At 70.2% G+C, this 24,482-nt stretch carries 22 protein-coding genes; 1 reads left to right on the forward strand and 21 read right to left on the reverse strand.

Annotated elements, in window-relative coordinates:
- Nucleotides 1-66 precede the first annotated feature (66 nt).
- The 6 genes from carB to pyrR all read right to left on the reverse strand — a co-directional run bounded on the left by carB (nt 67) and on the right by pyrR (nt 8,020).
- Nucleotides 67-3,375: a carbamoyl-phosphate synthase large subunit gene (gene carB / locus OG289_RS10820; RefSeq protein WP_327313797.1), complete on the reverse strand. Its 3,309-nt coding sequence runs from the start codon at nt 3,373-3,375 to the stop codon at nt 67-69.
- Nucleotides 3,368-4,510, reverse strand: a complete 1,143-nt coding sequence (gene carA, locus OG289_RS10825) for a glutamine-hydrolyzing carbamoyl-phosphate synthase small subunit (protein ID WP_327313798.1) — start codon at nt 4,508-4,510, stop codon at nt 3,368-3,370. The genes carB and carA overlap by 8 nt, the downstream gene beginning before the upstream one ends.
- The gene (locus OG289_RS10830; protein WP_327313799.1) at nt 4,507-5,073 is read right to left on the reverse strand and encodes a PH-like domain-containing protein; all 567 of its coding nucleotides are present in this window, start codon (nt 5,071-5,073) and stop codon (nt 4,507-4,509) included. Before OG289_RS10830 ends, carA begins: the two co-directional genes overlap by 4 nt.
- Entirely contained in the window at nt 5,070-6,356 is a 1,287-nt protein-coding gene (locus OG289_RS10835) for a dihydroorotase (protein WP_327313800.1), read from the reverse strand. The genes OG289_RS10830 and OG289_RS10835 overlap by 4 nt, the downstream gene beginning before the upstream one ends.
- Nucleotides 6,357-6,360: 4 nt before the next feature.
- Nucleotides 6,361-7,341, reverse strand: a complete 981-nt coding sequence (locus tag OG289_RS10840) for an aspartate carbamoyltransferase catalytic subunit (RefSeq protein ID WP_327313801.1) — start codon at nt 7,339-7,341, stop codon at nt 6,361-6,363.
- Between the two features lie 94 nt (nt 7,342-7,435).
- Nucleotides 7,436-8,020 (reverse strand): bifunctional pyr operon transcriptional regulator/uracil phosphoribosyltransferase PyrR, encoded by a 585-nt coding sequence (gene pyrR, locus OG289_RS10845; RefSeq protein ID WP_327313802.1) that lies wholly within the window; start codon nt 8,018-8,020, stop codon nt 7,436-7,438.
- 241 nt (nt 8,021-8,261) lie between these two features.
- On the opposite strand from pyrR, the gene bldD reads away from it, so the two are divergent.
- On the forward strand, nt 8,262-8,762 hold the full coding sequence (gene bldD / locus OG289_RS10850; RefSeq protein ID WP_327313803.1) for a transcriptional regulator BldD: 501 nt from the start codon (nt 8,262-8,264) through the stop codon (nt 8,760-8,762).
- 215 nt (nt 8,763-8,977) lie between these two features.
- Here the strand turns inward: bldD and nusB are convergent, their stop codons facing one another.
- The 15 genes from nusB to OG289_RS10925 form a co-directional block, all read right to left on the reverse strand.
- Nucleotides 8,978-9,406: a transcription antitermination factor NusB gene (gene nusB / locus OG289_RS10855; protein WP_327313804.1), complete on the reverse strand. Its 429-nt coding sequence runs from the start codon at nt 9,404-9,406 to the stop codon at nt 8,978-8,980.
- A gap of 2 nt (nt 9,407-9,408) precedes the next feature.
- Nucleotides 9,409-9,975 carry an elongation factor P gene (gene efp / locus OG289_RS10860; RefSeq protein ID WP_020117452.1) on the reverse strand — a complete coding sequence of 189 codons (567 nt, stop codon included), beginning with the start codon at nt 9,973-9,975 and terminating at the stop codon, nt 9,409-9,411.
- 49 nt (nt 9,976-10,024) lie between these two features.
- Nucleotides 10,025-11,131 carry an aminopeptidase P family protein gene (locus OG289_RS10865; RefSeq protein WP_327313805.1) on the reverse strand — a complete coding sequence of 369 codons (1,107 nt, stop codon included), beginning with the start codon at nt 11,129-11,131 and terminating at the stop codon, nt 10,025-10,027.
- A gap of 172 nt (nt 11,132-11,303) precedes the next feature.
- Nucleotides 11,304-12,185: a Pro-rich N-terminal domain-containing protein gene (locus OG289_RS10870; RefSeq protein ID WP_327313806.1), complete on the reverse strand. Its 882-nt coding sequence runs from the start codon at nt 12,183-12,185 to the stop codon at nt 11,304-11,306.
- 188 nt (nt 12,186-12,373) lie between these two features.
- Complete coding sequence (gene aroB, locus OG289_RS10875) at nt 12,374-13,468, reverse strand: 3-dehydroquinate synthase (protein WP_327313807.1); 1,095 nt, start codon at nt 13,466-13,468, stop codon at nt 12,374-12,376.
- A complete protein-coding gene (locus OG289_RS10880) occupies nt 13,465-13,980 on the reverse strand; it encodes a shikimate kinase (RefSeq protein WP_327313808.1) in 516 nt (171 codons plus the stop codon). The genes aroB and OG289_RS10880 overlap by 4 nt, the downstream gene beginning before the upstream one ends.
- Complete coding sequence (gene aroC, locus OG289_RS10885) at nt 13,977-15,161, reverse strand: chorismate synthase (protein WP_327313809.1); 1,185 nt, start codon at nt 15,159-15,161, stop codon at nt 13,977-13,979. Before aroC ends, OG289_RS10880 begins: the two co-directional genes overlap by 4 nt.
- A 171-nt stretch (nt 15,162-15,332) precedes the next feature.
- Complete coding sequence (locus tag OG289_RS10890) at nt 15,333-16,190, reverse strand: shikimate dehydrogenase (protein WP_327313810.1); 858 nt, start codon at nt 16,188-16,190, stop codon at nt 15,333-15,335.
- Complete coding sequence (gene mltG / locus OG289_RS10895; RefSeq protein WP_327313811.1) at nt 16,171-17,916, reverse strand: endolytic transglycosylase MltG; 1,746 nt, start codon at nt 17,914-17,916, stop codon at nt 16,171-16,173. The genes OG289_RS10890 and mltG overlap by 20 nt, the downstream gene beginning before the upstream one ends.
- Nucleotides 17,917-18,040: 124 nt before the next feature.
- Complete coding sequence (gene ruvX, locus OG289_RS10900) at nt 18,041-18,505, reverse strand: Holliday junction resolvase RuvX (protein ID WP_327313812.1); 465 nt, start codon at nt 18,503-18,505, stop codon at nt 18,041-18,043.
- Nucleotides 18,506-18,513: 8 nt separating this feature from the next.
- Nucleotides 18,514-21,186 (reverse strand): alanine--tRNA ligase, encoded by a 2,673-nt coding sequence (alaS, locus tag OG289_RS10905; protein ID WP_327313813.1) that lies wholly within the window; start codon nt 21,184-21,186, stop codon nt 18,514-18,516.
- Nucleotides 21,186-21,557 (reverse strand): hypothetical protein, encoded by a 372-nt coding sequence (locus tag OG289_RS10910; protein WP_327313814.1) that lies wholly within the window; start codon nt 21,555-21,557, stop codon nt 21,186-21,188. Before OG289_RS10910 ends, alaS begins: the two co-directional genes overlap by 1 nt.
- Nucleotides 21,558-21,565: 8 nt before the next feature.
- Nucleotides 21,566-22,006 (reverse strand): DUF948 domain-containing protein, encoded by a 441-nt coding sequence (locus OG289_RS10915; protein ID WP_327313815.1) that lies wholly within the window; start codon nt 22,004-22,006, stop codon nt 21,566-21,568.
- A gap of 186 nt (nt 22,007-22,192) precedes the next feature.
- The gene (gene rpsD / locus OG289_RS10920; protein WP_123987943.1) at nt 22,193-22,807 is read right to left on the reverse strand and encodes a 30S ribosomal protein S4; all 615 of its coding nucleotides are present in this window, start codon (nt 22,805-22,807) and stop codon (nt 22,193-22,195) included.
- Between the two features lie 318 nt (nt 22,808-23,125).
- Nucleotides 23,126-24,481, reverse strand: a complete 1,356-nt coding sequence (locus OG289_RS10925; RefSeq protein ID WP_327313816.1) for a replication-associated recombination protein A — start codon at nt 24,479-24,481, stop codon at nt 23,126-23,128.
- Between the last annotated feature and the right edge of the window lies 1 nt (nt 24,482).

Genomic DNA, 24,482 nt, shown 5'->3' on the forward strand with positions numbered 1-24,482 from the left:
GAGAGTCCTCAGGGGTCCTCATGCAGAGGGGGACACCGTTTTTTTCCGGTGTCCCCCTCAGGGCTGCTAGGCGCGGGCCGCGGTCAGGTGTTCCGCGTGTTCCTGGAGCGAGCGGACGCCCACGTCCCCGTGGTTGAGGGCGTCGATGCCCTGGACGGCGGCGGCGAGCGCCTGGACCGTCGTCAGGCACGGCACGGACCGCGCCACGGCCGCCGTGCGGATCTCGTAGCCGTCGAGGCGGCCGCCGGTGCCGTACGGGGTGTTGACGATGAGGTCGACCTCACCGTCGTGGATGAGCTGGACGATGGTCTTCTCGCCGTTCGGGCCGGTGCCCTCGGACTGCTTGCGCACGACCGTGGCGTTGATGCCGTTGCGCTTGAGGACCTCGGCGGTGCCGGAGGTGGCGAGCAGCTCGAAGCCGTGGCCGACCAGCTCGCGCGCCGGGAAGATCATCGAGCGCTTGTCGCGGTTGGCGACCGAGATGAACGCGCGCCCCTTGGTGGGCAGCGGGCCGTACGCCCCCGCCTGCGACTTGGCGTACGCCGTGCCGAAGACGGAGTCGATGCCCATGACCTCGCCGGTGGAGCGCATCTCCGGGCCGAGGACGGTGTCCACGCCGCGACCGGAGGTGTCACGGAAGCGGCTCCACGGCATCACGGCCTCCTTGACGGAGATCGGCGCGTCCAGCGGCAGCTCGCCACCGTCGCCGGTCGCCGGGAGCAGCCCCTCGGCGCGCAGTTCGGCGATGCTCGCGCCCAGCGAGATCCGGGCGGCGGCCTTCGCCAGTGGCACCGCGGTCGCCTTCGAGGTGAAGGGGACCGTGCGGGACGCGCGCGGGTTGGCCTCCAGCACGTAGAGGATGTCACCGGCCATCGCGAACTGGATGTTGATCAGGCCGCGCACGCCCACTCCGCGCGCGATGGCCTCGGTCGAGGCCCGCAGGCGCTTGATGTCGAAGCCGCCGAGCGTGATCGGGGGCAGGGCGCACGCCGAGTCGCCGGAGTGGATGCCGGCCTCCTCGATGTGCTCCATGACACCGCCGAGGTACAGCTCCTCACCGTCGTAGAGCGCGTCGACGTCGATCTCGATGGCGTCGTCGAGGAAGCGGTCGACCAGGACCGGCCGGGTGGGGCTGATCTCGGTCGACTCGGCGATGTAGGACGACAGCCGGGTCTCGTCGTAGACGATCTCCATGCCGCGCCCGCCGAGGACGTAGGACGGCCGGACGAGGACCGGGTAGCCGATCTCGTCCGCGATGGCCTTGGCCTCGGCGAAGGTGGTGGCCGTGCCGTGCTTCGGGGCCGGCAGCCCGGCCTCGGCGAGCACGCGCCCGAACGCGCCCCGGTCCTCGGCCGCGTGGATCGCCTCCGGAGGCGTGCCGACGATCGGCACCCCGTTGTCCTTCAGCGCCTGCGCCAGGCCCAGCGGGGTCTGGCCGCCGAGCTGGACGACGACACCGGCGATCGGCCCGGCCTGCGCCTCCGCGTGGACGATCTCCAGCACGTCCTCCAGCGTCAGCGGCTCGAAGTACAGGCGGTCGGAGGTGTCGTAGTCGGTGGAGACGGTCTCCGGGTTGCAGTTGACCATCACGGTCTCGTACCCGGCGTCGGACAGCGCGAAGGAGGCGTGGACGCAGGAGTAGTCGAACTCGATGCCCTGGCCGATGCGGTTCGGGCCGGAGCCCAGGATGATCACCGCGGGCTTCTCGCGGGGCGCGACCTCGCTCTCCTCGTCGTAGGAGGAGTAGAAGTACGGCGTCTTCGCGGCGAACTCGGCGGCGCAGGTGTCGACCGTCTTGTAGACCGGGCGGACGCCCAGCGCGTGCCGGACCTCGCGGACGACGTCCTCGCGCAGGCCGCGGATCTCGCCGATCTGCTGGTCGGAGAAGCCGTGCCGCTTGGCCTCGGCGAGCAGGTCGCCGTCCAGACGTTCGGCGGCGGCCAGCTCGTCGGCGGTCTCCTTGATGAGGAAGAGCTGGTCGACGAACCAGGGGTCGATCTTCGTGTACTCGAAGACCTCCTCGGGCGTGGCACCCGCGCGGATGGCCTGCATGACGGTGTTGATCCGGCCGTCGGTGGGGCGCACGGACTCGCGCAGCAGCTCGTCCTTGTCGCCGGGCTCGCCGACGAAGGTGAACTGGCTGCCCTTCTTCTCCAGCGAGCGCAGCGCCTTCTGGAAGGCCTCGGTGAAGTTGCGGCCGATGGCCATGGCCTCGCCGACCGACTTCATGGTGGTGGTGAGGGTGGAGTCGGCGCTCGGGAACTTCTCGAAGGCGAAGCGCGGGGCCTTCACGACCACGTAGTCGAGCGTCGGCTCGAAGGAGGCCGGGGTCTCCTTCGTGATGTCGTTCGGGATCTCGTCGAGGGTGTAGCCGACGGCGAGCTTGGCCGCGATCTTGGCGATGGGGAAGCCGGTCGCCTTGGAGGCGAGGGCAGAGGACCGCGACACGCGCGGGTTCATCTCGATGACGATCACGCGACCGTCCTCGGGGTTCACCGCGAACTGGATGTTGCAGCCACCGGTGTCGACGCCGACCTCACGGATCACGGCGATGCCGATGTCACGCAGGATCTGGTACTCGCGGTCGGTCAGCGTCATCGCGGGCGCGACGGTGATCGAGTCGCCGGTGTGCACGCCCATGGGGTCGAAGTTCTCGATGGAGCAGACGACCACGACGTTGTCGTGCTTGTCCCGCATCAGCTCCAGCTCGTACTCCTTCCAGCCGAGGATGGACTCCTCCAGGAGCACCTCGGTGGTCGGGGAGAGCGTGAGGCCCTGGCCGGCGATGCGGCGCAGCTCCTCCTGGTCGTGGGCGAAGCCGGAACCGGCGCCGCCCATGGTGAAGGAGGGGCGGACGACGACCGGGTAGCCGCCGAGCTCGTCGACGCCGGCGATGACCTCGTCCATGGTGTGGCAGATGACCGAGCGCGCCGACTCGCCGTGCCCGATCTTGCGGCGGACCTCCTCCACGACCTCCTTGAACAGGTCGCGGTCCTCGCCCTTGTTGATGGCCTCCACGTTGGCGCCGATCAGCTCGACGCCGTACTTCTCCAGGACGCCGTTCTCGGCGAGCGAGATCGCCGTGTTGAGGGCCGTCTGGCCGCCCAGGGTGGGCAGCAGCGTGTCCGGCCGCTCCTTGGCGATGATCTTCTCGACGAACTCGGGGGTGATCGGCTCGATGTAGGTGGCGTCGGCGATCTCCGGGTCGGTCATGATCGTCGCCGGGTTGGAGTTGACGAGGATGACCCTGAGGCCCTCGGCGCGCAGGATGCGGCACGCCTGGGTGCCGGAGTAGTCGAACTCGGCGGCCTGGCCGATGACGATCGGGCCGGAGCCGATGACCAGGACGGACTGGATATCGGTGCGCTTAGGCACGCTGGCCCTCCATCAGGGTTACGAAGCGGTCGAACAGGTAGGCGGCGTCGTGCGGGCCCGCTGCCGCTTCGGGGTGGTACTGGACGGAGAAGGCCGGCTGGTCGAGCAGCTGGAGCCCCTCCACGACGTCGTCGTTGAGGCAGACGTGGGAGACCTCGGCGCGGCCGAACTTCGTCTCGCTGACCTGGTCGAGCGGCGCGTCCACGGCGAACCCGTGGTTGTGCGCGGTGACCTCGACCTTGCCGGTCGTACGGTCCTGGACCGGCTGGTTGATGCCCCGGTGGCCGTACTTCAGCTTGTAGGTGCCGAAGCCGAGGGCGCGGCCGAGGATCTGGTTGCCGAAGCAGATGCCGAACAGCGGCGTCCTGCGCTCCAGCACCTCGGTCATCAGCGCGACAGGGCCGTCGGCGGTGGCCGGGTCGCCCGGGCCGTTGGAGAAGAACACACCGTCGGGGTTGACGGCGTACACGTCGTCCGCGGAGGCGGTCGCCGGGAGCACATGCACCTCGATGCCGCGTTCGGCCATGCGGTGCGGGGTCATGCCCTTGATGCCGAGGTCGATGGCGGCGACGGTGAACCGCTTCTCGCCGACCGCCGGGACGACGTAGACCTCCTTGGTGGCGACCTCCTCGTAGAGGCTCGCGCCCTTCATGTGCGGCTGGGCCTGCACGCGCGCGAGAAGCTCGGCTTCCGAGCCGATCGCCTCGCCGGAGAAGATGCCGGCGCGCATCGAGCCGCGCTCGCGAAGGTGACGGGTGAGCGCGCGGGTGTCGATGCCGGAGATCCCGACGACGTTCTGCGCGACCAGCTCGTCGTCCAGGGAGCGCTTGGCGCGCCAGTTGGAGGGCACTCGCGCGGGGTCACGCACTACGTAGCCGGAGACCCAGATGCGGCTCGACTCGTCGTCCTCGTCGTTCCAGCCGGTGTTGCCGATCTGCGGGGCGGTCGCGACGACGATCTGGCGGTCGTACGACGGGTCGGTCAGGGTCTCCTGGTAGCCGGTCATGCCGGTGGAGAACACCGCTTCGCCGAAGGTCTCCCCCACGGCCCCGTAGGCACGGCCGCGGAAGATCCGGCCGTCCTCCAGGACGAGTACGGCGGGAACCTTGGTGGTTCCCCTTGTGGAGGTCGTCATCGTGCGCCTTCCGTCTTGTTGTTGATCATGGAGTTGATGGCCTCGACCCACTCCTGGTGCTCGGCCGCGTGGTCCGAGCGGAAGCCGGAGTCGATCAGCGTGTCGCCGTGCTGCCAGGTGACCACGAGCAGTCCGCCCTCGGTGAGGACCTTGCCGGCGATGCCCTTGCCGAGCAGCGCCTCGCGCAGCGCGCCGACGGGGACGAAGAAGTCGGTGGCACCGGGGCGTACGACGTCCAGCCCCGCGTCCGTCAGGGTGAGCTCGACCCGGCTGCGGGTGCCCAGGCCGTGCGCCACGATGCGGTCGAGCCACTGCCCGGCGGTGGTGGAGCCGTGATAGCGGCCGCTCATGCCCAGTCTCGCCGGGCCGAGGTCGTCCGGCGCGCCGGGCAGCTCGGGCAGGTCGCCCTGGAGCGTGCCACGCCACTTCCAGCCTTCGCGCATCAGCCAGTACACGAGCGCGACGAACAGGCCGAGGCCGACCACCCAGCCGATCCGCGCGGCCCAGTCGGTCACGGCGGCGGATTCCTTCTCGGCCGCGAGCAGTAGTGCAGCAGATGTCACGTGAGCTTCCCGTCGACGAGCGTGGCCTTGCCCCGGAGCCACGTGTGCGTGACACGGCCCGGCAGCTCACGCCCCTCGTACGGGGTGTTCCGGCTGCGCGAGGCGAAGCCCGCGGGGTCCACGGACCCACGGTATTCCGTGTCGACGAGCGTGAGGTTGGCGGGCTCACCTGCCGAGACGGGGCGGCCGTGCCCCGTCGCCCGCCCGATCCGGGCGGGTGTGAAGGACATGCGGTCGGCGACCCCGGCCCAGTCCAGGAGCCCGGTCTCCACCATCGTCTCCTGGACCACTGACAACGCGGTCTCCAGGCCGACCATGCCCATGGCGGCCGCGGCCCACTCGCAGTCCTTGTCCTCGTGCGGGTGCGGGGCGTGGTCGGTGGCGACGATGTCGATGGTGCCGTCGGCGAGCGCCTCGCGCAGGGCGAGCACATCGCGCTCGGTGCGCAGCGGCGGGTTGACCTTGTAGACCGGGTTGTAACTCCGCACGAGCTCGTCGGTGAGGAGCAGGTGGTGCGGGGTGACCTCGGCGGTGACGTCGATGCCGCGGGACTTGGCCCAGCGGACGATCTCGACCGACCCGGCGGTGGAGAGGTGGCAGATGTGGACGCGGGAACCGACGTGCTCGGCGAGCAGGACGTCCCGGGCGATGATCGACTCCTCGGCCACCGCGGGCCAGCCCCCGAGCCCCAGCTCGGCGGAGACGACGCCCTCGTTCATCTGGGCGCCCTCGGTCAGCCGGGGCTCCTGGGCGTGCTGGGCGACGACCCCGCCGAAGGCCTTCACGTACTCCAGGGCGCGCCGCATGATCACGGCGTCGTCGACGCACTTGCCGTCGTCGGAGAAGACGGTGACGCCTGCGGCCGACTCGTGCATGGCGCCCAGCTCGGCGAGCTTCTTGCCCTCCAGGCCCACGGTGACCGCGCCGATGGGCTGCACATCGCAGTAGCCGTGCTCCTGGCCGAGCCGGTAGACCTGCTCGACCACACCGGCGGTGTCGGCCACGGGGAAGGTGTTGGCCATGGCGAAGACGGCCGTGTAGCCGCCGGAGGCCGCCGCTCGCGTACCCGTCAGCACGGTCTCGGAGTCCTCACGGCCCGGCTCGCGCAGATGAGTGTGCAGGTCGACCAGCCCCGGCAGCAGCACCTTGCCGCCGGCCTCGACGACCTCGGCGCCCTCGGCGGACAGTCCCTGGCCCACCGCCTCGATGAGCGGACCGTCGATCAGAACGTCCTGCGGCTCCCCGCCGAGCACCTGCGCACCACGGATCAGGATCTTGCTCATGTTCTTACTTCCCCTCGGTGGTACGGGCGTGGCTGACGGCGGGTTCGTTGCCGCCCAGGAGCAGGTAGAGGACGGCCATCCGGATGGACACTCCGTTGGCGACCTGTTCGACGACGGTGCAGCGCTCGGAGTCGGCGACCTCGGCGGTGATCTCCATGCCGCGGACCATCGGCCCGGGGTGCATCACGATGGCGTGCTCGGGCATCCGCGCCATCCGGTCGCCGTCGAGGCCGTAGCGCCGCGAGTACTCGCGCTCGGTGGGGAAGAACGCGGCGTTCATCCGCTCGCGCTGCACGCGCAGCATCATCACCGCGTCGGACTTCGGGAGTGTGCTGTCGAGGTCGTAGGACACCTCGCAGGGCCACGACTCGATGCCGACCGGCACGAGCGTGGGCGGGGCGACCAGGGTGACCTCGGCGCCGAGCGTGTGCAGCAGGTCGACGTTGGAGCGGGCGACCCGGCTGTGCAGGATGTCGCCGACGATCGTGATGCGCTTGTCGGAGAGGTCGTGCCCGATCCCGGCGTCCCGGCCGATCAGCCTGCGGCGCATGGTGAAGGCGTCCAGGAGTGCCTGGGTGGGGTGCTGGTGGGTGCCGTCGCCCGCGTTGATGACGACGGCGTCGATCCAGTCGGAGGTGGCCAGGCGGTACGGCGCCCCGGAGGCGCCGTGCCGGATGACGACCGCGTCCACGCCCATGGCCTCCAGCGTCTGGGCGGTGTCCTTCAGGGACTCGCCCTTGGACACCGAGGACCCCTTGGCGGAGAAGTTGATGACGTCCGCGGAGAGGCGCTTCTCGGCGGCCTCGAAGGAGATACGCGTGCGCGTGGAGTCCTCGAAGAAGAGGTTGACGATCGTGCGGCCGCGCAGGGTCGGCAGTTTCTTGATGGGCCGGTCGGCGACCCGGGCCATCTCCTCGGCGGTGTCGAGGATCAGGACGGCGTCGTCGCGGGTGAGGTCGGCGGCCGAGATGAGATGACGCAGCATCTGTCAGGCTCCGTAAGGCAGTTCATGGGGAGGATTCGGGCAGGCAGGGGCACGACGGAGGGACGTACGGCACAAGAGGCCGCACGCGCGCGTGCTACTGCTGGGCGGTCCGGTTCACACCGAGCAGCACGGTGTCGCGACCGTCCTCCTCGGCGAGCAGGACCTTGACCGTCTCCCGCAGCGACGTGGGGAGGTTCTTGCCGACGTAGTCGGCGCGGATGGGCAGTTCCCGGTGGCCGCGGTCGACGAGGACCGCGAGCTGCACCGCGCGCGGGCGCCCGATGTCGTTCAGGGCGTCGAGGGCTGCGCGGATGGTGCGGCCCGAGAAGAGCACGTCGTCGACGAGGACGACCAGTCTGCCGTCGAGGCCGTCACCGGGGATCTCGGTGCGGGCCAGCGCACGCGGCGGGTGCATGCGCAGGTCGTCGCGGTACATCGTGATGTCGAGGGAGCCGACCGGAATCTCGCGGTCGGTGACCTGCTCCAGCTTGGCGGCGAGCCGTTGGGCGAGGAAGACGCCGCGGGTCGGGATGCCGAGGAGCACCACGTCGTCGGCGCCCTTGGCGCGTTCGACGATCTCGTGGGCGATGCGGGTCAGCACTCGCGCGATGTCGGGGCCTTCGAGAACGGGCCGCGCGTCGGCTTGTCGGGGATCCTGCTGGGTGTCCTGCTTGTCCATAAGAAACGGACCTCCTTCTCCGCCTCACGGGACGGACCTTAAAGGACGTCGGATTTGCTCACTCCACGGTAGCAGCCCGCAAGGACACGCCTGATCACCCCCTTGGCGTAGTCGGCCACGGATACCACGGAAGAGTCGGTGTGGACCATTCGGCTTGACGCAGAAGAATCACGCTGCGTAACCTCACAGTGAGTTACCAGCACGCGGCTCCTGCCGCGTCGACCCAGTGCCGGGGAGCTATATGTCCAGCGAATACGCCAAACAGCTCGGGGCCAAGCTCCGGGCGATCCGCACCCAGCAGGGCCTTTCCCTCCACGGTGTCGAGGAGAAGTCCCAGGGACGCTGGAAGGCGGTCGTGGTCGGTTCGTACGAGCGCGGCGACCGCGCCGTGACCGTGCAGCGCCTTGCCGAGCTGGCGGATTTCTACGGCGTCCCCGTGCAGGAGCTGCTGCCGGGCACCACCCCGGGCGGGGCGGCCGAGCCCCCGCCGAAGCTGGTCCTGGACCTGGAGCGACTGGCCCATGTGCCGGTCGAGAAGGCGGGTCCCCTCCAGCGCTACGCCGCCACGATCCAGTCGCAGCGCGGTGACTACAACGGCAAGGTGCTGTCGATCCGCCAGGACGACCTGCGCACTCTCGCCGTCATCTACGACCAGTCGCCCTCGGTCCTGACCGAACAGCTGATCAGCTGGGGCGTCCTGGACTCGGACGCGCGTCGCGCGGTCTCCCACGAGGAGAACTAGCCGCTGCGCGGTCGAGCAGAAACGTACCCTCGGGGTGGCCGGAACCCAGCGGTTCCGGCCACCCCTGCGTTGTGCGGGTACGTAGGAGGGCCCACAGCGTGTGCTGTGGGCCCTCCTACGTATGCGCGCCCCTAGGGGCGCGGGGAACTGCGCGACGCGCCACAGACGGCCCGCAGGCCACATGCGGCCGCAGTTCCCCGGCTCTCCCTGCGGAGCTAATCGCGCCGCAGGGACGGCTTGAGCTCCTTGAGGCGGCCGAGCAGGCCGTTCACGAACGAGGGCGACTCGTCCGTGGAGAACTCCTTCGCCAGCTGCACCATCTCGTCGAGGACCACCGCGTCCGGGGTCTCGTCGGCCCAGATCAGCTCGTAGGCGCCGAGACGAAGGATGTTTCGGTCGACGACCGGCATCCGGTCCAGCGTCCAGCCGACCGAGTACTGGGAGATCAGCTCGTCGATGCGCCGCGCGTGCTGCGCGTAGCCCTCGACCAGCTGCATCGTGTACTCGCTCACCGGCGGCTGCCTGGTGTCGGCCCGGGAGAGCCGGATCCAGTCCGCGAGGACGGTCAGGACGTCGGCTCCGCGCTGGTCGCCCTCGAAGAGGATCTGGAAGGCGCGCTTGCGGGCCGTGTTGCGGGCAGCCACGGTTAGCTGTTCACCCGGCCGAGGTAGTCGCTGGTGCGGGTGTCGACCTTGATCTTCTCACCGGTGGTGATGAAGAGCGGGACCTGGATCTGGTGACCGGTCTCCAGGGTCGCGGGCTTGGTGCCACCGGTGGAGCGGTCGCCCTGGAGGCCCGGCTCGGTCTCCTGGACGACGAGCTCGACGGCGGCCGGCAGCTCGACGAAGAGCACCTCGCCCTCGTGCTGCGCGACGGTGGCCGTGAAGCCCTCGATCAGGAAGTTGGCGGCGTCGCCGACGGCCTTGCGGTCGACCATGAGCTGGTCGTAGGTCTCCATGTCCATGAAGACGAAGTACTCGCCGTCCATGTAGGAGAACTGCATGTCGCGCTTGTCGACAGTGGCCGTCTCGACCTTGACGCCGGCGTTGAACGTCTTGTCGACGACCTTGCCGGAAAGCACGTTCTTGAGCTTGGTGCGCACGAAGGCCGGGCCCTTGCCGGGCTTGACGTGCTGGAACTCGACGACGGACCAGAGCTGGCCGCCTTCGAGCTTGAGCACCAGGCCGTTCTTGAGGTCGTTCGTGGAAGCCACGGTTGCGGAATCTCCTGGACTGACGTGGACGACCCCGGGGCACGCACTCCTACAGCGCGAGCAGCTCCTTGGTCGTGATGGTGAGTAGCTCGGGTCCGCCGTCCGCCTCTGGGCGCACGACGAGCGTGTCATCGATCCGGACGCCGCCCCGGCCCGGGAGGTGGACCCCGGGTTCGACGGTGACCGGCACGCAAGCGTCCAGTTTACCCATGGCCGCGGGAGTCAACTGCGGGTCCTCGTCGATTTCGAGTCCGACACCGTGCCCGGTGAGCGCCGGGAAGCTCTCGGCGTGCCCCGCGCAGTCCAGTACCTGGCGTGCCGCACGGTCCACGTCACGGCAGGCGGCGCCGGGCGCCAGAGCCTCGCGCCCGGCCCGCTGAGCGGCGAAGACGAGGTCGTACAGCTCGATCTGCCAGTCCGCCGGGGACGTCCCGATCACGAAGGTGCGGCCGATCTCGCAGCGGTAGCCGCGGTAGGCCGCCCCCAGACAGACGGAGAGGAAGTCTCCCTCCTCGACGCGCCGGTCGGTGGGCCGGTGTCCGCGCCGACCGGAGTTCGGTCCGGTGGCGACGGACGTGGCGAAGGCGGGACCGTCGGCGCCGTGGTCGACGAGGCGCCGCTCCAGTTCGAGGGCGAGGTGCCGTTCCGTCCGCCCGACCAGGATGGACTCCAGCAGCTCCCCCAGGGCCTGGTCGGCGATCTCGGCGCCGATCCGCAGGCAGGAGATCTCCTCCTCGTCCTTCACCACCCTCAGCTGTTCCACCGCGCCGCCCAGGTCGGCCAGGCGCAGGCGCGGGGCGACCGAGCGGATTTCCCGGTGGCGGGCGACCGTGAGGTGGTGTTCCTCGACCGCGAGGGAGTCTCCGCCCTGGGCCATGAGCAGGTCGGCGGCGGCGACCGCCGGATCGCCCCCGTCGCGGGAGAGGGACTGGACGCGCAGGGCGTCGTCCGGTCGTCCCTCGGCCGGGCGGTCGTCGGGCGGGCCGACGCACACGAGGACGTCCTCGCTCCTGCCGAGCAGCAGGACGGCGCCGTGCGGGGCTGCGCCCGCGAGGTATCTCACGTTGGCGGGGCGGGAGACGAGCGCCGTGGCGCTGCCGCTCGCGTTGCATCGTTCCCTCAGCCGTGTGCGGCGGGCCGCGTAGACCTCTGACATGACACGAGCGTAGGAGGGGTGGCTGAATTGTGCCGGTTGGGAGGGCGTTCGGGGGAACGGGGTGGGGTGGACGGTTGTGTGCCGTCTGCCGGACGGTGGGGGCTTGTCGCGCCACCGCGGCGGAGCCGCACATCGGTACGGCCCCGCGCCCCTGAACCCTCGGTCCCGCTCGCTACCACTTGGGCGGACTCGCGATCGCCCTTGCCAGGACGTCGTCCAGGACCCTTGCCGTCGTCGGGACGTCCAGTTGTGAGTTGTCGATGATGGGGAGGCCGGAGCCGTACCAGCCGGCCATGCGGCCGTGGATGCGGGCGACCTCCTCGTCGGTGAGGCGGCGGTTGCCGGAGCGTTCGGCGTTGCGCTCCAGGACGACTTCCAGGCCGGGGAGGAGGACGACGGGCAGGAGGCCCGGGCCGACGTGTCGTTTCCAGCCACCCAGACCCACGGCCGGGCGGTCGGGGAAGATCGCGTCGTCCAGGATGCACGAGATGCCGTTGGCCAGGAAGTTGCGCGCGGCGAAGCCGCAGGTGCGGCGGGCGAGGCGGTACTGGGCCTCGGAGTGGTCGTTCCACCCCGACTGCGGGTCGGCGAAGCCCGAGCGGACCCATTCGCGTACGTCGTCGAGGCTGACGTGGGCGGTGGGGACCCGGCGGTGGTCGGCCCAGTACTTGGCGACGCTGGTCTTGCCGGCGCCCGCGGGGCCGATCAGCAGGACGGCGAGCGTCGTGGCCGACGGGTCGGGAACGGTCGGGGCGGGCGGTGCGCTGGGCATGGGCACGGGGCCGCCGGGCGGCAGCGGGACATGCCCGGTGGTGTCGGTGCCCGGCGGGACGGGGGCGTGCTGCGGGGCGGGCGGGTGCGGCACGGGCGGGACCGGCGGCTGGGGCGCGGGCGGGACCGGACCCGAAGGGGCGCCGAGGTATCCCGGCTGCGGCTGGGGGGCGCTGCCCGACTGGTGCGGGCCCGGGTGCCCCGCTCCCGGCGACCAGCCGGCGGCCGGACCGTGCCCCGGCTGGTGGGGCGGCGGCAGCGGAGAACCCACTGCGTGCTGCATCCGGTGCCACTCCGTCTCGTACAGGCAATTGGCGCTGGCTGTGGGGGTGCGGACCCCCGCTTCGCTACTGAACGGTACCGCCCCCGCCCGTCGTTTGGTGAACGGCCGGGGGCGGTCCGAAGTGCCCGGTGTGGAAAGGGAATCGGGCGGAAGGGGACCGGACGGACTTACTCGACCGTCCCGTGGTCCTACTCGCCCACCTCGCCGTACGCGGCGAGCAGGACGGCCGGGTCGGGCCCCTCCAGCACGGTGGGCTTGGCCAGGCCGTCCAGGACGATGAAGCGCAGCAGGTCGCCGCGGGACTTCTTGTCGACCTTCATGTTCTCCAGCAGCTTGGGCCACTGGTCGTGGCGGTAGTGCAGCGGCAGGCCGACGGCTTGGAGGATCGTGCGGTGGCGGTCGGCCGTCGCCTCGTCCAACCGGCCTGCCAGGCGGCCCAGTTCGGCGGCGAAGTGCATGCCCACCGAGACGGCCGCGCCGTGCCGCCACTTGTAGCGCTCGTTCTTCTCGATGGCGTGCGCGAGGGTGTGACCGTAGTTCAGGATCTCTCGCAGACCCGACTCCTTCAGGTCGGACGACACCACGTCCGCCTTGACCCGGATGGAGCGCTCGACGAGCTCGGCGGTGTGCGGGCCCGCCGGAGTGCGGGCGGCCTCGGGGTCGGACTCGATCAGGTCCAGGATCACCGGATCGGCGATGAAACCGGCCTTGATGATCTCCGCGAGCCCGGAGACGTAGTCATTGACCGGCAGGGAGTCCAGCGCGGCCAGGTCACACAGCACCCCGGCCGGCGGGTGGAACGAACCGACCAGGTTCTTGCCCTCGGCGGTGTTGATGCCGGTCTTGCCGCCCACCGCCGCGTCCACCATGGCCAGCACTGTGGTCGGGACGGCGATCCAGCGCACCCCGCGCAGCCACGTCGCCGCGACGAACCCCGCGAGGTCGGTGGTCGAGCCACCGCCCACCCCCACGACGACGTCCGTGCGGGTGAACCCCGACTGACCGAGCGCCTTCCAGCAGTACGCCGCGACCTCCGCGGTCTTGGCCTCCTCCGCGTTGGGCACCTGGATGGCGACGGCCTCGAAGCCCTGCCCGGCCAGATCCGCGCGCAGCGCCTCCCCGGTCTCGGCCAGCGCCTCGGGGTGGATCACCGCCACCCGCTTGACCCGGTCACCGATCAGTCCGCCCAGCTCCGCCAGCAGCCGACGGCCGACGAGCACCTCGTAGGGTTCCGACCCCGCGCTGCCGCCGACCCGGATCCGCGTTACGGACTCGCTGCTCATGCTTCTTTCAACTCCAAAGCGTCCAGGGCGACTTGGGTGACCTCTTCGGGCGTACGGCCGTCCGTCGCGACCACGGCCGTGGCCACGCCCTCGTACAGATGACGGCGGGCCTCCATCAGCTCACGCCACTGCTTGCGCGGGTTGACGGCCAGCAGCGGACGGGCCGCGTTCAGGCCGGTGCGCTTGACGGCTTCCTCGACGTCCATCGCCAGGTAGACCACGCGCTGCCCGGCCAGCAGGCCGCGCGTGTCCGCGTCCAGGATTGAACCGCCGCCCAGCGCCAGGACACCGTCGTGCTCGGCCAGCGCCTTGCGCACCGCCCGCTTCTCGATCGCGCGGAAGGCGTCCTCGCCCTCGTCGACGAAGATCTCGGCGATGCTGCGGCCCTGCGCGGCGACGATGTCGTCGTCGGTGTCCCGGTATCCGACGCCGAGCCGCCCGGCCAGCAGCTGCCCCACGGTGGACTTGCCCACGCCCATCGGACCGACCAGGACGACCAGCGGCCCGCTCATCGGATGTGCAGGTTGTCGAGGTAGGACCGCACGTTGCGGCGGGTCTCGGGGACGCTGTCGCCGCCGAACTTCTCCGCCACCGCGTCCGCCAGCACCAGCGCGACCATCGCCTCGGCGACGATCCCCGCGGCCGGCACCGCGCACACGTCGGAACGCTGGTGGTGCGCCTGGGTCGCCTCGCCCGTGACGACGTCCACCGTCCGCAGGGCCCGCGGCACGGTCGCGATCGGCTTCATCGCCGCCCGCACCCGCAGCAGCTCACCCGTGCTCAGACCGCCCTCGGTACCGCCGGAGCGGCCGGTGGAGCGCCGGATGCCGTCGGGGGTGGTGACGATCTCGTCGTGCGCCTTCGAACCCGGCACCCGCGCGAGGTCGAAGCCGTCGCCGACCTCGACGCCCTTGATCGCCTGGATGCCCATGAGGGCGGCGGCCAGCCGGGCGTCCAGCCGACGGTCCCAGTGCACGTGCGAGCCCAGGCCGACCGGGACGTCGTACGCCAGCACCTCGACCACGCCGCCGAGGGTGTCGCCGTCCTTGTGGGCCTGGTCGATCTCCGCGACCATCGCCTTCGACGCGTCCGCGTCCAGGCAGCGCACCGGGTCCGCGTCCAGCTTCGCCACGTCCGCGGGGGTCGGGTAAACACCGTAGGGCGCCTTCGCGGCGGCCAGCTCCACCACATGGGAGACGATCTCGATACCCGCCGTCTCCTTCAGATACGACCGGGCCACCGCGCCCAGCGCCACCCGGGCCGCCGTCTCACGCGCCGAGGCACGCTCCAGAATCGGCCGGGCCTCGTCGAATCCGTACTTCTGCATCCCGGCGAGGTCTGCGTGGCCGGGCCGCGGGCGGGTGAGCGGGGCGTTGCGGGCGAGGCCCGCGAGGATCTCCGGGTCGACCGGGTCGGCCGCCATGACCTGCTCCCACTTCGGCCACTCCGTGTTGCCCACCATGACCGCCACCGGCGAACCCATGGTCAGACCGTGCCGGACGCCGCCGAGGAAGGTGACCTCGTCGCGCTCGAACTTCATCCGCGCACCACGCCCGTAGCCGAGCCGCCGTCGTGCCAGGTGGTCGGCCACCATGTCCGTGGTGATCGGCACGCCGGCGGGAAGGCCCTCCAGCGTGGCGACAAGTGCGGGACCGTGGGACTCCCCCGCGGTCAGCCAACGCAGCCTGCTCAACGATGCTCCTCAGTGCTCGCGCCCCGTTATGCCGTGCCGCACGCGCGTCCTCGCGTACGTCGTCGGCGTGACCGGGTGCGCGGCCCGGGCCCGCCATCTCCGATCCTCCCACGTCCGGGCCCCGGACACGGTCGCCGGTCCATCAAGCGGACGGAGCGGCGGCCGGACAGGTCATGGACGGTGCGATGCCCGGCGGGAGGCGAGGGCGTGTTCGCCGGCCTTGCGCATGGCCTCCACGGGTGCCGGGGAGCGGCCGGTCATCTGCTCGACCTGGCACACCGCCTGGTGCACGAGCAGGTCGAGGCCGCTGACGACGGCGCCGCCGAACATCGACCAACGGGCGGCCAGCTCGGTCGGCCAGGGGTCGTAGAGCACGTCGAAGAGGGTGGCGGGGCGCTCCGGCACCGAGACGGCGAGGCCGTCCGTGGTCCCGGCCGGGGTGGTCGCGACGACCAGCGGGAAGCGCAGGGCGTCGGCCGCGTCCGCCCAGTCGGCGATCCGGACCTCGACGCCGAGCCGCTCGCCCCACTGCCGCATCTCGGCGGCGCGGGCCTCGCTGCGGACGTAGGCGACGATCTCGCCGGTGCAGACCCGGGCCAGGGCCGCCAGCGCGGAGGACGCGGTGGCACCGGCGCCGAGGATCGCGGCCGAGTCGACCTGTTCGACGCCACGTTCGCGCAGGGCGGCGACCATGCCGGGGATGTCGGTGTTGTCACCGATCCGGCGTCCGTCCTCGGTGAAGACCAGGGTGTTGACCGCCTCGACGGAGGCCGCCGTCTCGCTGATCTCGTCGAGCAGCGGGATGACCGCACGCTTCAGCGGCATGGTGAGCGACAGCCCGGCCCACTCGGCGCCGAGCCCCTCGACGAAGGAGGGCAGGGCCTCCTCGTCGACCTCGAAGCGGTCGTACGTCCAGCCGGTGAGCTCCAGCGCCTCGTACGCGGCGCGGTGCAGCGCCGGGGAGAGGGAGTGGGCGATGGGGCTGCCGAGTACCGCGGCCCGGCGGGCGTCAGTTGCCCGTGCTGGCATCGAACTTGTCCTTGAGTTTCTGGAATTCTGCGTAGGTCTTGGCGAATTCGGTGTTGTTCTCGCCGTCGGTCGCCACGAAATAGATCCAGCCGTCGGTGGTCGGATTCAGCGTGGCCTTCAACGCGTCGTCACCGGGATTGCCGATCGGACCGGGCGGCAGGCCCTTGTTGGTGTACGTGTTGTACGGGTCCTTGTTGCTGTTGATCTCGGACTCGCTGATATTGATCTTGCTCTCGCCCTTCAGGTAGTTGAAGGTCGAGTCGAACTGGAGCAGCTGGTTGGTCTGGTCGTTCGTGGGCTTGAGACGGTTGTAGACGACCTCCGCCATCTTGCGGTAGTCGTCGTGCGTCTTGCCCTCGGCCTGGACGAGGCTCGCGACCGTGATGACCTGCAGCGGACTGTCCAGCTTGAGCGTCTTGGCCTTGGCCTGGAGGTCGTAGCCGCCGTACACCTCGTTGGCGTGGGCGACCATCGCCTTCAGGACCGCCTCCGGCTTCATGCCCTTGGCCGCGGGATACGTGCCGGGGTAGAGGAAGCCCTCCAGCGGGTCCTTGATGTCGTCGTTGTCGTTCGCCCAGCTGGGCAGCCCGAGCGTCTTGTACTGGCTTTCCGCCACCTTCCGGGTGGCTCCGGAGGAAAGACCGAGCTTTATGTCGATGACCTTGTAGACGGCCACGTTCCGCTGGCCCGGCGCGACGACCACATTGGCCTGGCTCTTCGGGTCGAGCATCATCTCTACGGCGCTCTTCGCGGACATTTCCTTTTTCAGGACGTACGCGCCCGCCTGGATCGAGTCCCCGTCCGGATTGCTCGTGAACGCGGACACGAAGGCGTCGACGCTCTTGACGACGCCGGCCGCCTTCAGCAGACGGCCTATGTCCGCGCCGCCCGAGCCCCTGGGGACCTCCACGCTCACGGTCTGGCTCGTGCCGCCGCCCGCATAGTCCGGAGCCGCGGTGTAACGATTCTTGTAGAAGTGGTAGCCGAAGTAGCCGACGCCACCGAGACCCCCGACGAACACCAGTGCGACGACCAGGCAGGCGCAGCCGTTGCGGCTCTTCTTGCTCTTCGCACCCTTGGCGCCTTTGCCGCCCCGGCCCCGCCGGTCCCCGCGGCCCTCCGGCTCGTCGTCGTCCTCGTCGTCGGCCCCGCCGCCCGCGAAGAAGGCGTGCTCGCCCTGGTCGGGCCCGGGATCCCAGTCGGGTTTCTGGTCCAGCTCCGGCTCGGACTCCGCCGGTTCGGGCTCGGGGCGCCGCCGGGCGGGCGGCTCCGGCGGCGGATACGCGTCCGGGGTGTTGTAGAAGTCCGGCTGCTCCGCGCCGTAGGCCGCGGCCTGCTGGCCGTAGGGGTCACCGGGGTCGGCCGCGTACGGTACATGGGCATGGGTGCCCGTGCCGTCCCAGCCGCCTTCTTGGTAACCCTCGTGGTAGCCCTGCTGGTTGTGCTGGTTCTGGTGGGCGTACTGCTGCTGCCCCTGATCGACGTACTGCTGCTGGTCGTAGCCCTGGTACTGCGGGTCGTACTGCTGCTGGCCGTACTGTTGCGCCTGTCCTTGGCCCCAGTCGCCGTACTCCGACTGCTGCTGCGGGTAGTGGTGCTGCTGCTGGCCGCCGTAACCAGGCTGATGACCCGGGTGGGCCTGCTGCCCTTCCCATCCGCCGTCCCCGTACAACGGGTCCTCCGGATGCCACGGTTCGGAGCCCGGGCCCCGGCCATACTCAGTCATCAATCCCCTAGAGCCGCGAGGCGGCGATCACGAGGCCTTCGCGGACCCGTCACCGTTCCGCCTCTCTCTGTGCGGTGGCTGTTCGAACACCGCCGCATCGACGCGGAACGTTACCGTACCGCGATCAGATGACCACTTCGACGCCCTCGCCCGGTGCTTTACCTGACACCCGTTCGGATTCCAGGGCCTGCTGGAGGATGATCACAGCGGCTGCCTGGTCGATCACCGACCGGCCCTTCTTGGACTTCACCCCTGAGGCGCGCAGTCCCTGACTGGCCGTCACGGTCGTCATCCGCTCGTCGACCAGGCGTACGGAGACGGGCGCGATGCCCTTGGCCAGCTCCTGGGCGAAGCCGCGAACCTTTACCGCGGCCGGGCCCTCGCCCCCCTTGAGGGAGCGAGGGAGACCGACGACGACCTCGATCGGCTCGTACTCCTCGACCAGTTGCCTCAAGCGGCGGTGAGCCGCGGGGAGGTCCCGGCCGGGGACCGTCTCCACCGGGGTGGCGAGGATCCCGTCGGGGTCGCACGAGGCGACCCCGATCCGGGCGTCCCCGACGTCGATCGCGAGTCGACGGCCCTTCCGCATCGGCCGGCTCACTTGGCCGTTTCCGCCACGAGCCGCTCGACGGCGTCCACGGCCTCGCCGACGGCGGCCGGGTTCTGGCCGCCGCCCTGGGCGACGTCCGGCTTGCCGCCACCGCCGCCGCCGAGGGTCTTGGCGGCCGAACGGACCAGGTCGCCGGCCTTGAGGCCGCGCTCGCGGGCGGCCTCGTTGGTGGCGATGACGGTCAGCGGCTTGCCGTTGTTGACCGTGAACAGGGCGACCACCGCGGCGCGTCCGCCCTGGATGCGGCCGCGCACGTCGAGGACCAGCCTGCGCAGGTCGTCGGGGGTCGTGCCGTCCGGGACCTGGCCGGTGACGACGGCGACGCCGTGGACGTCCTTGGCGGACTCGGCGAGACCGGCGGCGGCCTGGAGGACCTTCTCGGCGCGGAACTTCTCGATCTCCTTCTCGGCGTCCTTCAGCTTGCCGAGCATGGCGGACACCTTCTCCGGGAGCTCCTCCGGACGACCCTTGATCAGCTCCTGGAGCTGGGCGACGACGGTGTGCTCACGGGCGAGGAAGTTGTAGGCGTCGACACCGACCAGGGCCTCGATACGGCGCACACCCGACCCGATCGACGACTCGCCGAGCAGCTTCACCAGGCCCAGCTGGGCGGTGTTGTGCACGTGCGTACCGCCGCACAGCTCCTTGGAGAAGTCGCCGATGGTCACGACGCGGACGCGCTCACCGTACTTCTCGCCGAACTCGGCGATGGCGCCCTGCTTCTTGGCCTCGTCGAGGCTCAGGATCTCGGCGTGCACGTCCAGGTCGCGGGCGAGCACCTCGTTGATCTTCTGCTCGACGTCGGTCATCACGGCCGTCGGGACGGCGGACGGGGAACCGAAGTCGAAGCGGAAGCGGCCGGGCTGGTTCTCGGAACCGGCCTGGGCGGCCGTCGGGCCGAGGGCGTCGCGCAGGGCCTGGTGGGTGAGGTGGGTGGCCGAGTGGGCGCGGGCGATGGCCGTGCGGCGGCGGGAGTCGATCGAGGCCTGGGCCTTGGCACCGACGGTGACCTCACCGACCTGGACGACGCCCTTGTGGACGTACACCCCGGGGACCGGCTTCTGGCAGTCGCGGATCTCGATGACGGCACCCGTGTCGACCTTGATACGGCCGGTGTCGCCGATCTGGCCGCCGCCCTCGGCGTAGAAGGGGGTGCGGTCGAGGACGATCTCGACCTCGTCGCCCTCCGTGGCGGCCGGGGAGGAGGTGCCGTCGACGAGGATGCCGACGATCGTGGACTCGCCCTCGGTGTCGGAGTAACCGATGAAGTCGGTCTCGCCGGCCTTGTCGGCGATCTCGCGGTAGGCGCCGACGCCGGCGTGGCCGGTCTTCTTGGCCTGGGCGTCGGCCTTGGCGCGCTCCCGCTGCTCCTTCATCAGGCGCCGGAAGCCGTCCTCGTCCACGGACAGCCCCTGCTCGGCGGCCATTTCGAGGGTGAGATCGATCGGGAAGCCCCAGGTGTCGTGGAGCAGGAACGCCTTGTCGCCGGCGAGGACCTTGCCACCGGACTGCTTGGTCTCGGTGACGGCCGTGTCGAGGATGTTGGTGCCGGCCTTCAGCGTCTTGACGAAGGCGTTCTCCTCGGCCAGGGCGACCTTCTCGATGCGCTCGCGGTCGGACACGAGCTCCGGGTACTGCTGGCCCATCATCTCGATCACGACGTCGATCAGGTCCTTGACGACCAGACCCGTGGCGCCGAGCAGGCGCATGTTGCGGATGGCGCGGCGCATGATGCGGCGCAGGACGTAGCCGCGGCCCTCGTTGCCGGGGGTGACGCCGTCGCCGATGAGCATCACGGACGTGCGCATGTGGTCGGTGACCACGCGCAGGGAGACGTCGGAGTCGTGGGCCTCGCCGTACTCGACGCCGGTCAGCTCGGTGGCCTTCTTGATGACGGCCATGGAGGTGTCGATCTCGTACATGTTCTGCACACCCTGCAGAATCATGGCGAGGCGCTCCATGCCGAGGCCCGTGTCGATGTTCTTGCTCGGCAGGTCGCCCAGGATCTCGAAGTTGTCCTTGCCGATGCCCTCGCCGCGCTCGTACTGCATGAAGACGAGGTTCCAGATCTCCACGTACCGCTCGTCGTTGACGGCGGGGCCGCCCTCGACGCCGAACTCGGGGCCGCGGTCGTAGTTGATCTCGGAACAGGGGCCGCAGGGGCCGGGAACGCCCATGGACCAGTAGTTGTCCTTCATGCCCAGGCGCTGGATGCGCTCCTTGGGCACACCGACGACCTCGTGCCAGATGCGCTCGGCCTCGTCGTCGTCCTTGTAGACGGTGATCCAGAGCTTCTCCGGCTCCAGGCCGTAACCACCCTTGTCCTGGGGCGTGGTGAGCAGCTCCCAGGCGTAACTGATGGCGCCTTCCTTGAAGTAGTCGCCGAAGGAGAAGTTGCCGCACATCTGGAAGAACGTGCCGTGGCGGGTGGTCTTGCCGACTTCTTCGATGTCGGGCGTGCGCACGCACTTCTGCACGCTGGTGGCGCGCGCGAAGGGCGGCTTGACCTCACCCAGGAAGTAGGGCTTGAAGGGCACCATGCCGGCCGGGACGAGGAGCAGAGTCGGGTCGTCCGCGATGAGCGACGCCGAAGGGACGACGGTGTGCCCGCGCTCCTCGAAGAAGCTCAGCCAGCGGCGGCGAATCTCGGCCGACTCCATCAGTGGTCCTCATTCCGGTTGTACGGGTTCTTCGTCTGCGAGTACGTCGTGTTCTCGATGTGCTCGGGGTACTTGGGGGTACTGCGGTTGTTCTCGATGGCGGCGTACCGCCTGGGTGCGGGGAGTTCGGGGTCCTCGTGGATCCCCAGCGCCTCCCCCAGCTCGGCCTCCCGCTGGGCCATGTTGTCGCGGACGTCGAGGGCGAAGCCCACCGCACGGTCCTTGAGGCGCGCTCCCGTCTCGAGCGCCTTGTTGGCCGCGGTCGCGGCGAGGCTCTCGGGGGTCAGCTGCCTCAGCTTGCGGTTGACCTTGGTGGTGGCCCAGACACCGGCGGCGACGCCCGTGGTGAACCAGAAGGTACGGCGGAACATCGCTGGCTTCAGTCCCTCTTTCCACGGGGCTTGCGCTTCTCCCGCCGGGAGACCGTACGGCCCACGATCACGGTACGCCGGGGTTCCCTCGCGGGCACCCCGTCCTTGCGGCCGCCGAGGGCGCGGCGGACGCCGTAGCCGAAGGCCGCGACCTTCACCAGGGGGCCGCCGAAGGTGGAGGCGACCGTGGTGGACAGCGCCGACGCGTTCGACGTGACCTCCTGGACGTCGGTGGCGATCGCGTCGACCCGGTCGATCTGGGTCTGCGCGGAGCGCACCGCCGCGGAGGCGTCGGCCAGCAGCGGGACGGCCTGTTCGGTCACGTCCGCGACGAGCCGGGTGGTCGCCCTGAGCGTCTGGGCCAGCCTTGCCAGCGCGACGGCGAGGAAGGAGACCAGGATCGCCCAGAACACGGCCACCAGGATGCCGGCCACCTCTCCACCGGACACTGCGCACCCGCTCCCTGTACTGACGAACAGCTATCTCTGGAGGCGAGCCTATCGCGCCGACAACGGCGGTCCGTACCGGATTAGGGGTGCGCGAAAGCCCGCCGTCCCACCCGCCCCGAAGGGCAGGGAGACGGCGGGCCGAGGTGCGGAAGTCCTACGACCGCCGCGAACCGATCCGGGAGGGGATCAGCGGGCGTAGTACTCGACGACGAGCTGCTCGTCGCAGATCACCGGGATCTCCTTGCGGTTCGGCTCACGGTCCAGGCGGAAGGCCAGGGCGCGGAGGTTCACCTGGAGGTAGCGCGGGGTCTCGCCGTCGGGGGCGAAGCCGCCCTCACGGGCGATGGAGAAGAGGGTCTTCTCGCGGCTGCGCTCACGAACCATCACGACGTCGTCGGGACGGACGCGGAAGGACGGCTTGTCGACCTTCTGGCCGTTGACCTCGATGTGGCCGTGGACGACCATCTGGCGGGCCTGGTAGATCGTGCGGGCGATGCCCGAACGCAGGACCAGCGCGTCGAGACGGCGCTCGAGCTCGATGATCAGGGCCTCACCGGTCTTGCCCTGGACCTTGGAGGCACGCTCGTAGGCGCGGACGAGCTGACGCTCGGACACGTCGTACTGCGCGCGCAGACGCTGCTTCTCGAGCAGACGGACCTTGTAGTCCGAGTTCTGCTTGCGGCCACGGCCGTGCTCGCCCGGCGGGTAGGGGCGGGCCTCGAAGTACTTGACGGCCTTCGGGGTCAGCGCGATGCCGAGGGCACGCGACTTCTTGACCTTGGGGCGGGACTGATTCGCCACTGTCTTTTCTCTTTCCTGAATACGGCTCACCAGGGTTAAGGGAGGTCGCATCCGCAGCCGGGGAAACCCGTTTTCCGTCCTTGCGGACAGGCCGGGCAGCCGCTCCCTGGTCTGGGCACATGTGCAGCACGCGAGTGGCCCACCGACCTGTTCCGGAGTTCCGGGTGGTGGTGGGCTGCCCGCGACACCGTTCGACGGTGCGCGACGCTCCTGGAAACCCCTGCCCGAGGGCCGGGTCTCCGGCTGGATGTCCCGTTCTGGTGAACCGGCCTGGGGCCGGACACGGGACGCAGCACTTCGGGCGAGTCTACAGGGTGCTCACGACCCCTTGCGACCGAGGTGCTGCCTGGTCCACTCGACCGCGTCCGCGTAGCGGGCCTCGGCGCCGTGCCGGGTAGGGGCGTAGTACTCACGGCCGTTGATCGCGTCCGGCGCGTACTGCTGGGCGGCGATGCCCTCGGGCAGGTCGTGCGGGTACACGTACCCCTGGGCGTGCCCCAGCTTGGCGGCGCCTTTGTAGTGCCCGTCGCGCAGGTGCGGCGGGACGGGCCCGGCCAGCCCCTTGCGTACGTCCTCCAGGGCGGCGCCGATCGCCGTGGTGGCGGCGTTGGACTTGGGGGCCAGGGCGAGGGCGATGGTGGCGTGGCTGAGGGTGAGGGCGGCCTCGGGGAAGCCGATCATGGCGACGGCCTGGGCGGCGGCGACCGCGATCGGCAGGGCGTTCGGATCGGCGAGGCCGATGTCCTCGCTGGCGGAGATCATCAGGCGGCGGGCGATGAAGCGGGGGTCCTCGCCGGCCTCGATCATGCGGGCCAGGTAGTGCAGGGCGGCGTCGACGTCCGATCCCCGGATGGACTTGATGAGGGCGCTGGCGACGTCGTAGTGCTGGTCGCCGTCGCGGTCGTACTTCACGGCCGCCCGGTCGACCGTCTGCTCCAGGGTCTGCAGGGTGATATCGGTCTCGTCCTGGTCGAGGGCGGCGCCTGCGGCGGCCTCCAGGGCGGTGAGGGCGCGGCGGGCGTCGCCGCCGGCGATGCGCAGGAGGTGGGCCTCGGTGTCCTCGGGGAGGGTGACGGCGCCCTTGAGGCCGCGGTCGTCACTCAGCGCGCGCTGGACGAGATCGCGGAGGTCGTCGTCGGTGAGGGGTTCGAGGGTCAGCAGGAGGGAGCGGGACAGGAGCGGGGAGATGATCGAGAAGTACGGGTTCTCCGTCGTCGCCGCGATCAGCGTGACCCAGCGGTTCTCGACGGCCGGGAGGAGGGAGTCCTGCTGGGCCTTGCTGAAGCGGTGGATCTCGTCGAGGAAGAGGACGGTCTCCTTGCCGTAGCCGCCGATGGCGCGGCGGGCTCCGTCGATGACGGAGCGGACCTCCTTGACGCCCGCGGTGATGGCCGACAGCTCCACGAACCGCTTGTTGGTGGCCTTGGAGACGACGTACGCCAGAGTCGTCTTCCCCGTGCCGGGCGGCCCCCAGAGGATCACGGACGACGGGCCGGCCGGGCCCTTGGCGCTCTCCCCGACCAGGCGGCGCAGGGGTGAGCCCGGCTTCAGCAGGTGCTGCTGGCCCACCACCTCGTCGAGCGTGCGCGGGCGCATCCGGACCGCCAGGGGGCTCCCCGCGGGGTCCTTCTCCTGGCGGTCTTCTGCTGCGGCGGTGAACAGGTCGGGCTCCACA

The organism is Streptomyces sp. NBC_01235, assembly GCF_035989285.1.
In the GTDB taxonomy this organism is placed as follows: Bacteria; Actinomycetota; Actinomycetes; order Streptomycetales; family Streptomycetaceae; genus Streptomyces.

Bases quoted from the DNA above. Each gene is read 5' to 3' on its own strand.
- mltG (WP_327313811.1), bottom strand. From the start codon at position 17,916: ATGACTGAGTATGGCCGGGGCCCGGGCTCCGAACCGTGGCATCCGGAG.
- bldD (WP_327313803.1), top strand. From the start codon at position 8,262: ATGTCCAGCGAATACGCCAAACAGCTCGGGGCCAAGCTCCGGGCGATC.
- OG289_RS10910 (WP_327313814.1), bottom strand. From the start codon at position 21,557: ATGTTCCGCCGTACCTTCTGGTTCACCACGGGCGTCGCCGCCGGTGTC.
- aroB (WP_327313807.1), bottom strand. From the start codon at position 13,468: ATGAGCAGCGAGTCCGTAACGCGGATCCGGGTCGGCGGCAGCGCGGGG.
- OG289_RS10840 (WP_327313801.1), bottom strand. From the start codon at position 7,341: ATGCTGCGTCATCTCATCTCGGCCGCCGACCTCACCCGCGACGACGCC.
- pyrR (WP_327313802.1), bottom strand. From the start codon at position 8,020: ATGGACAAGCAGGACACCCAGCAGGATCCCCGACAAGCCGACGCGCGG.
- carA (WP_327313798.1), bottom strand. From the start codon at position 4,510: ATGACGACCTCCACAAGGGGAACCACCAAGGTTCCCGCCGTACTCGTC.
- OG289_RS10865 (WP_327313805.1), bottom strand. From the start codon at position 11,131: ATGTCAGAGGTCTACGCGGCCCGCCGCACACGGCTGAGGGAACGATGC.
- alaS (WP_327313813.1), bottom strand. From the start codon at position 21,186: ATGGAGTCGGCCGAGATTCGCCGCCGCTGGCTGAGCTTCTTCGAGGAG.
- OG289_RS10870 (WP_327313806.1), bottom strand. From the start codon at position 12,185: ATGCAGCACGCAGTGGGTTCTCCGCTGCCGCCGCCCCACCAGCCGGGG.
- OG289_RS10835 (WP_327313800.1), bottom strand. From the start codon at position 6,356: ATGAGCAAGATCCTGATCCGTGGTGCGCAGGTGCTCGGCGGGGAGCCG.
- OG289_RS10880 (WP_327313808.1), bottom strand. From the start codon at position 13,980: ATGAGCGGGCCGCTGGTCGTCCTGGTCGGTCCGATGGGCGTGGGCAAG.
- OG289_RS10890 (WP_327313810.1), bottom strand. From the start codon at position 16,190: ATGCCAGCACGGGCAACTGACGCCCGCCGGGCCGCGGTACTCGGCAGC.
- ruvX (WP_327313812.1), bottom strand. From the start codon at position 18,505: ATGCGGAAGGGCCGTCGACTCGCGATCGACGTCGGGGACGCCCGGATC.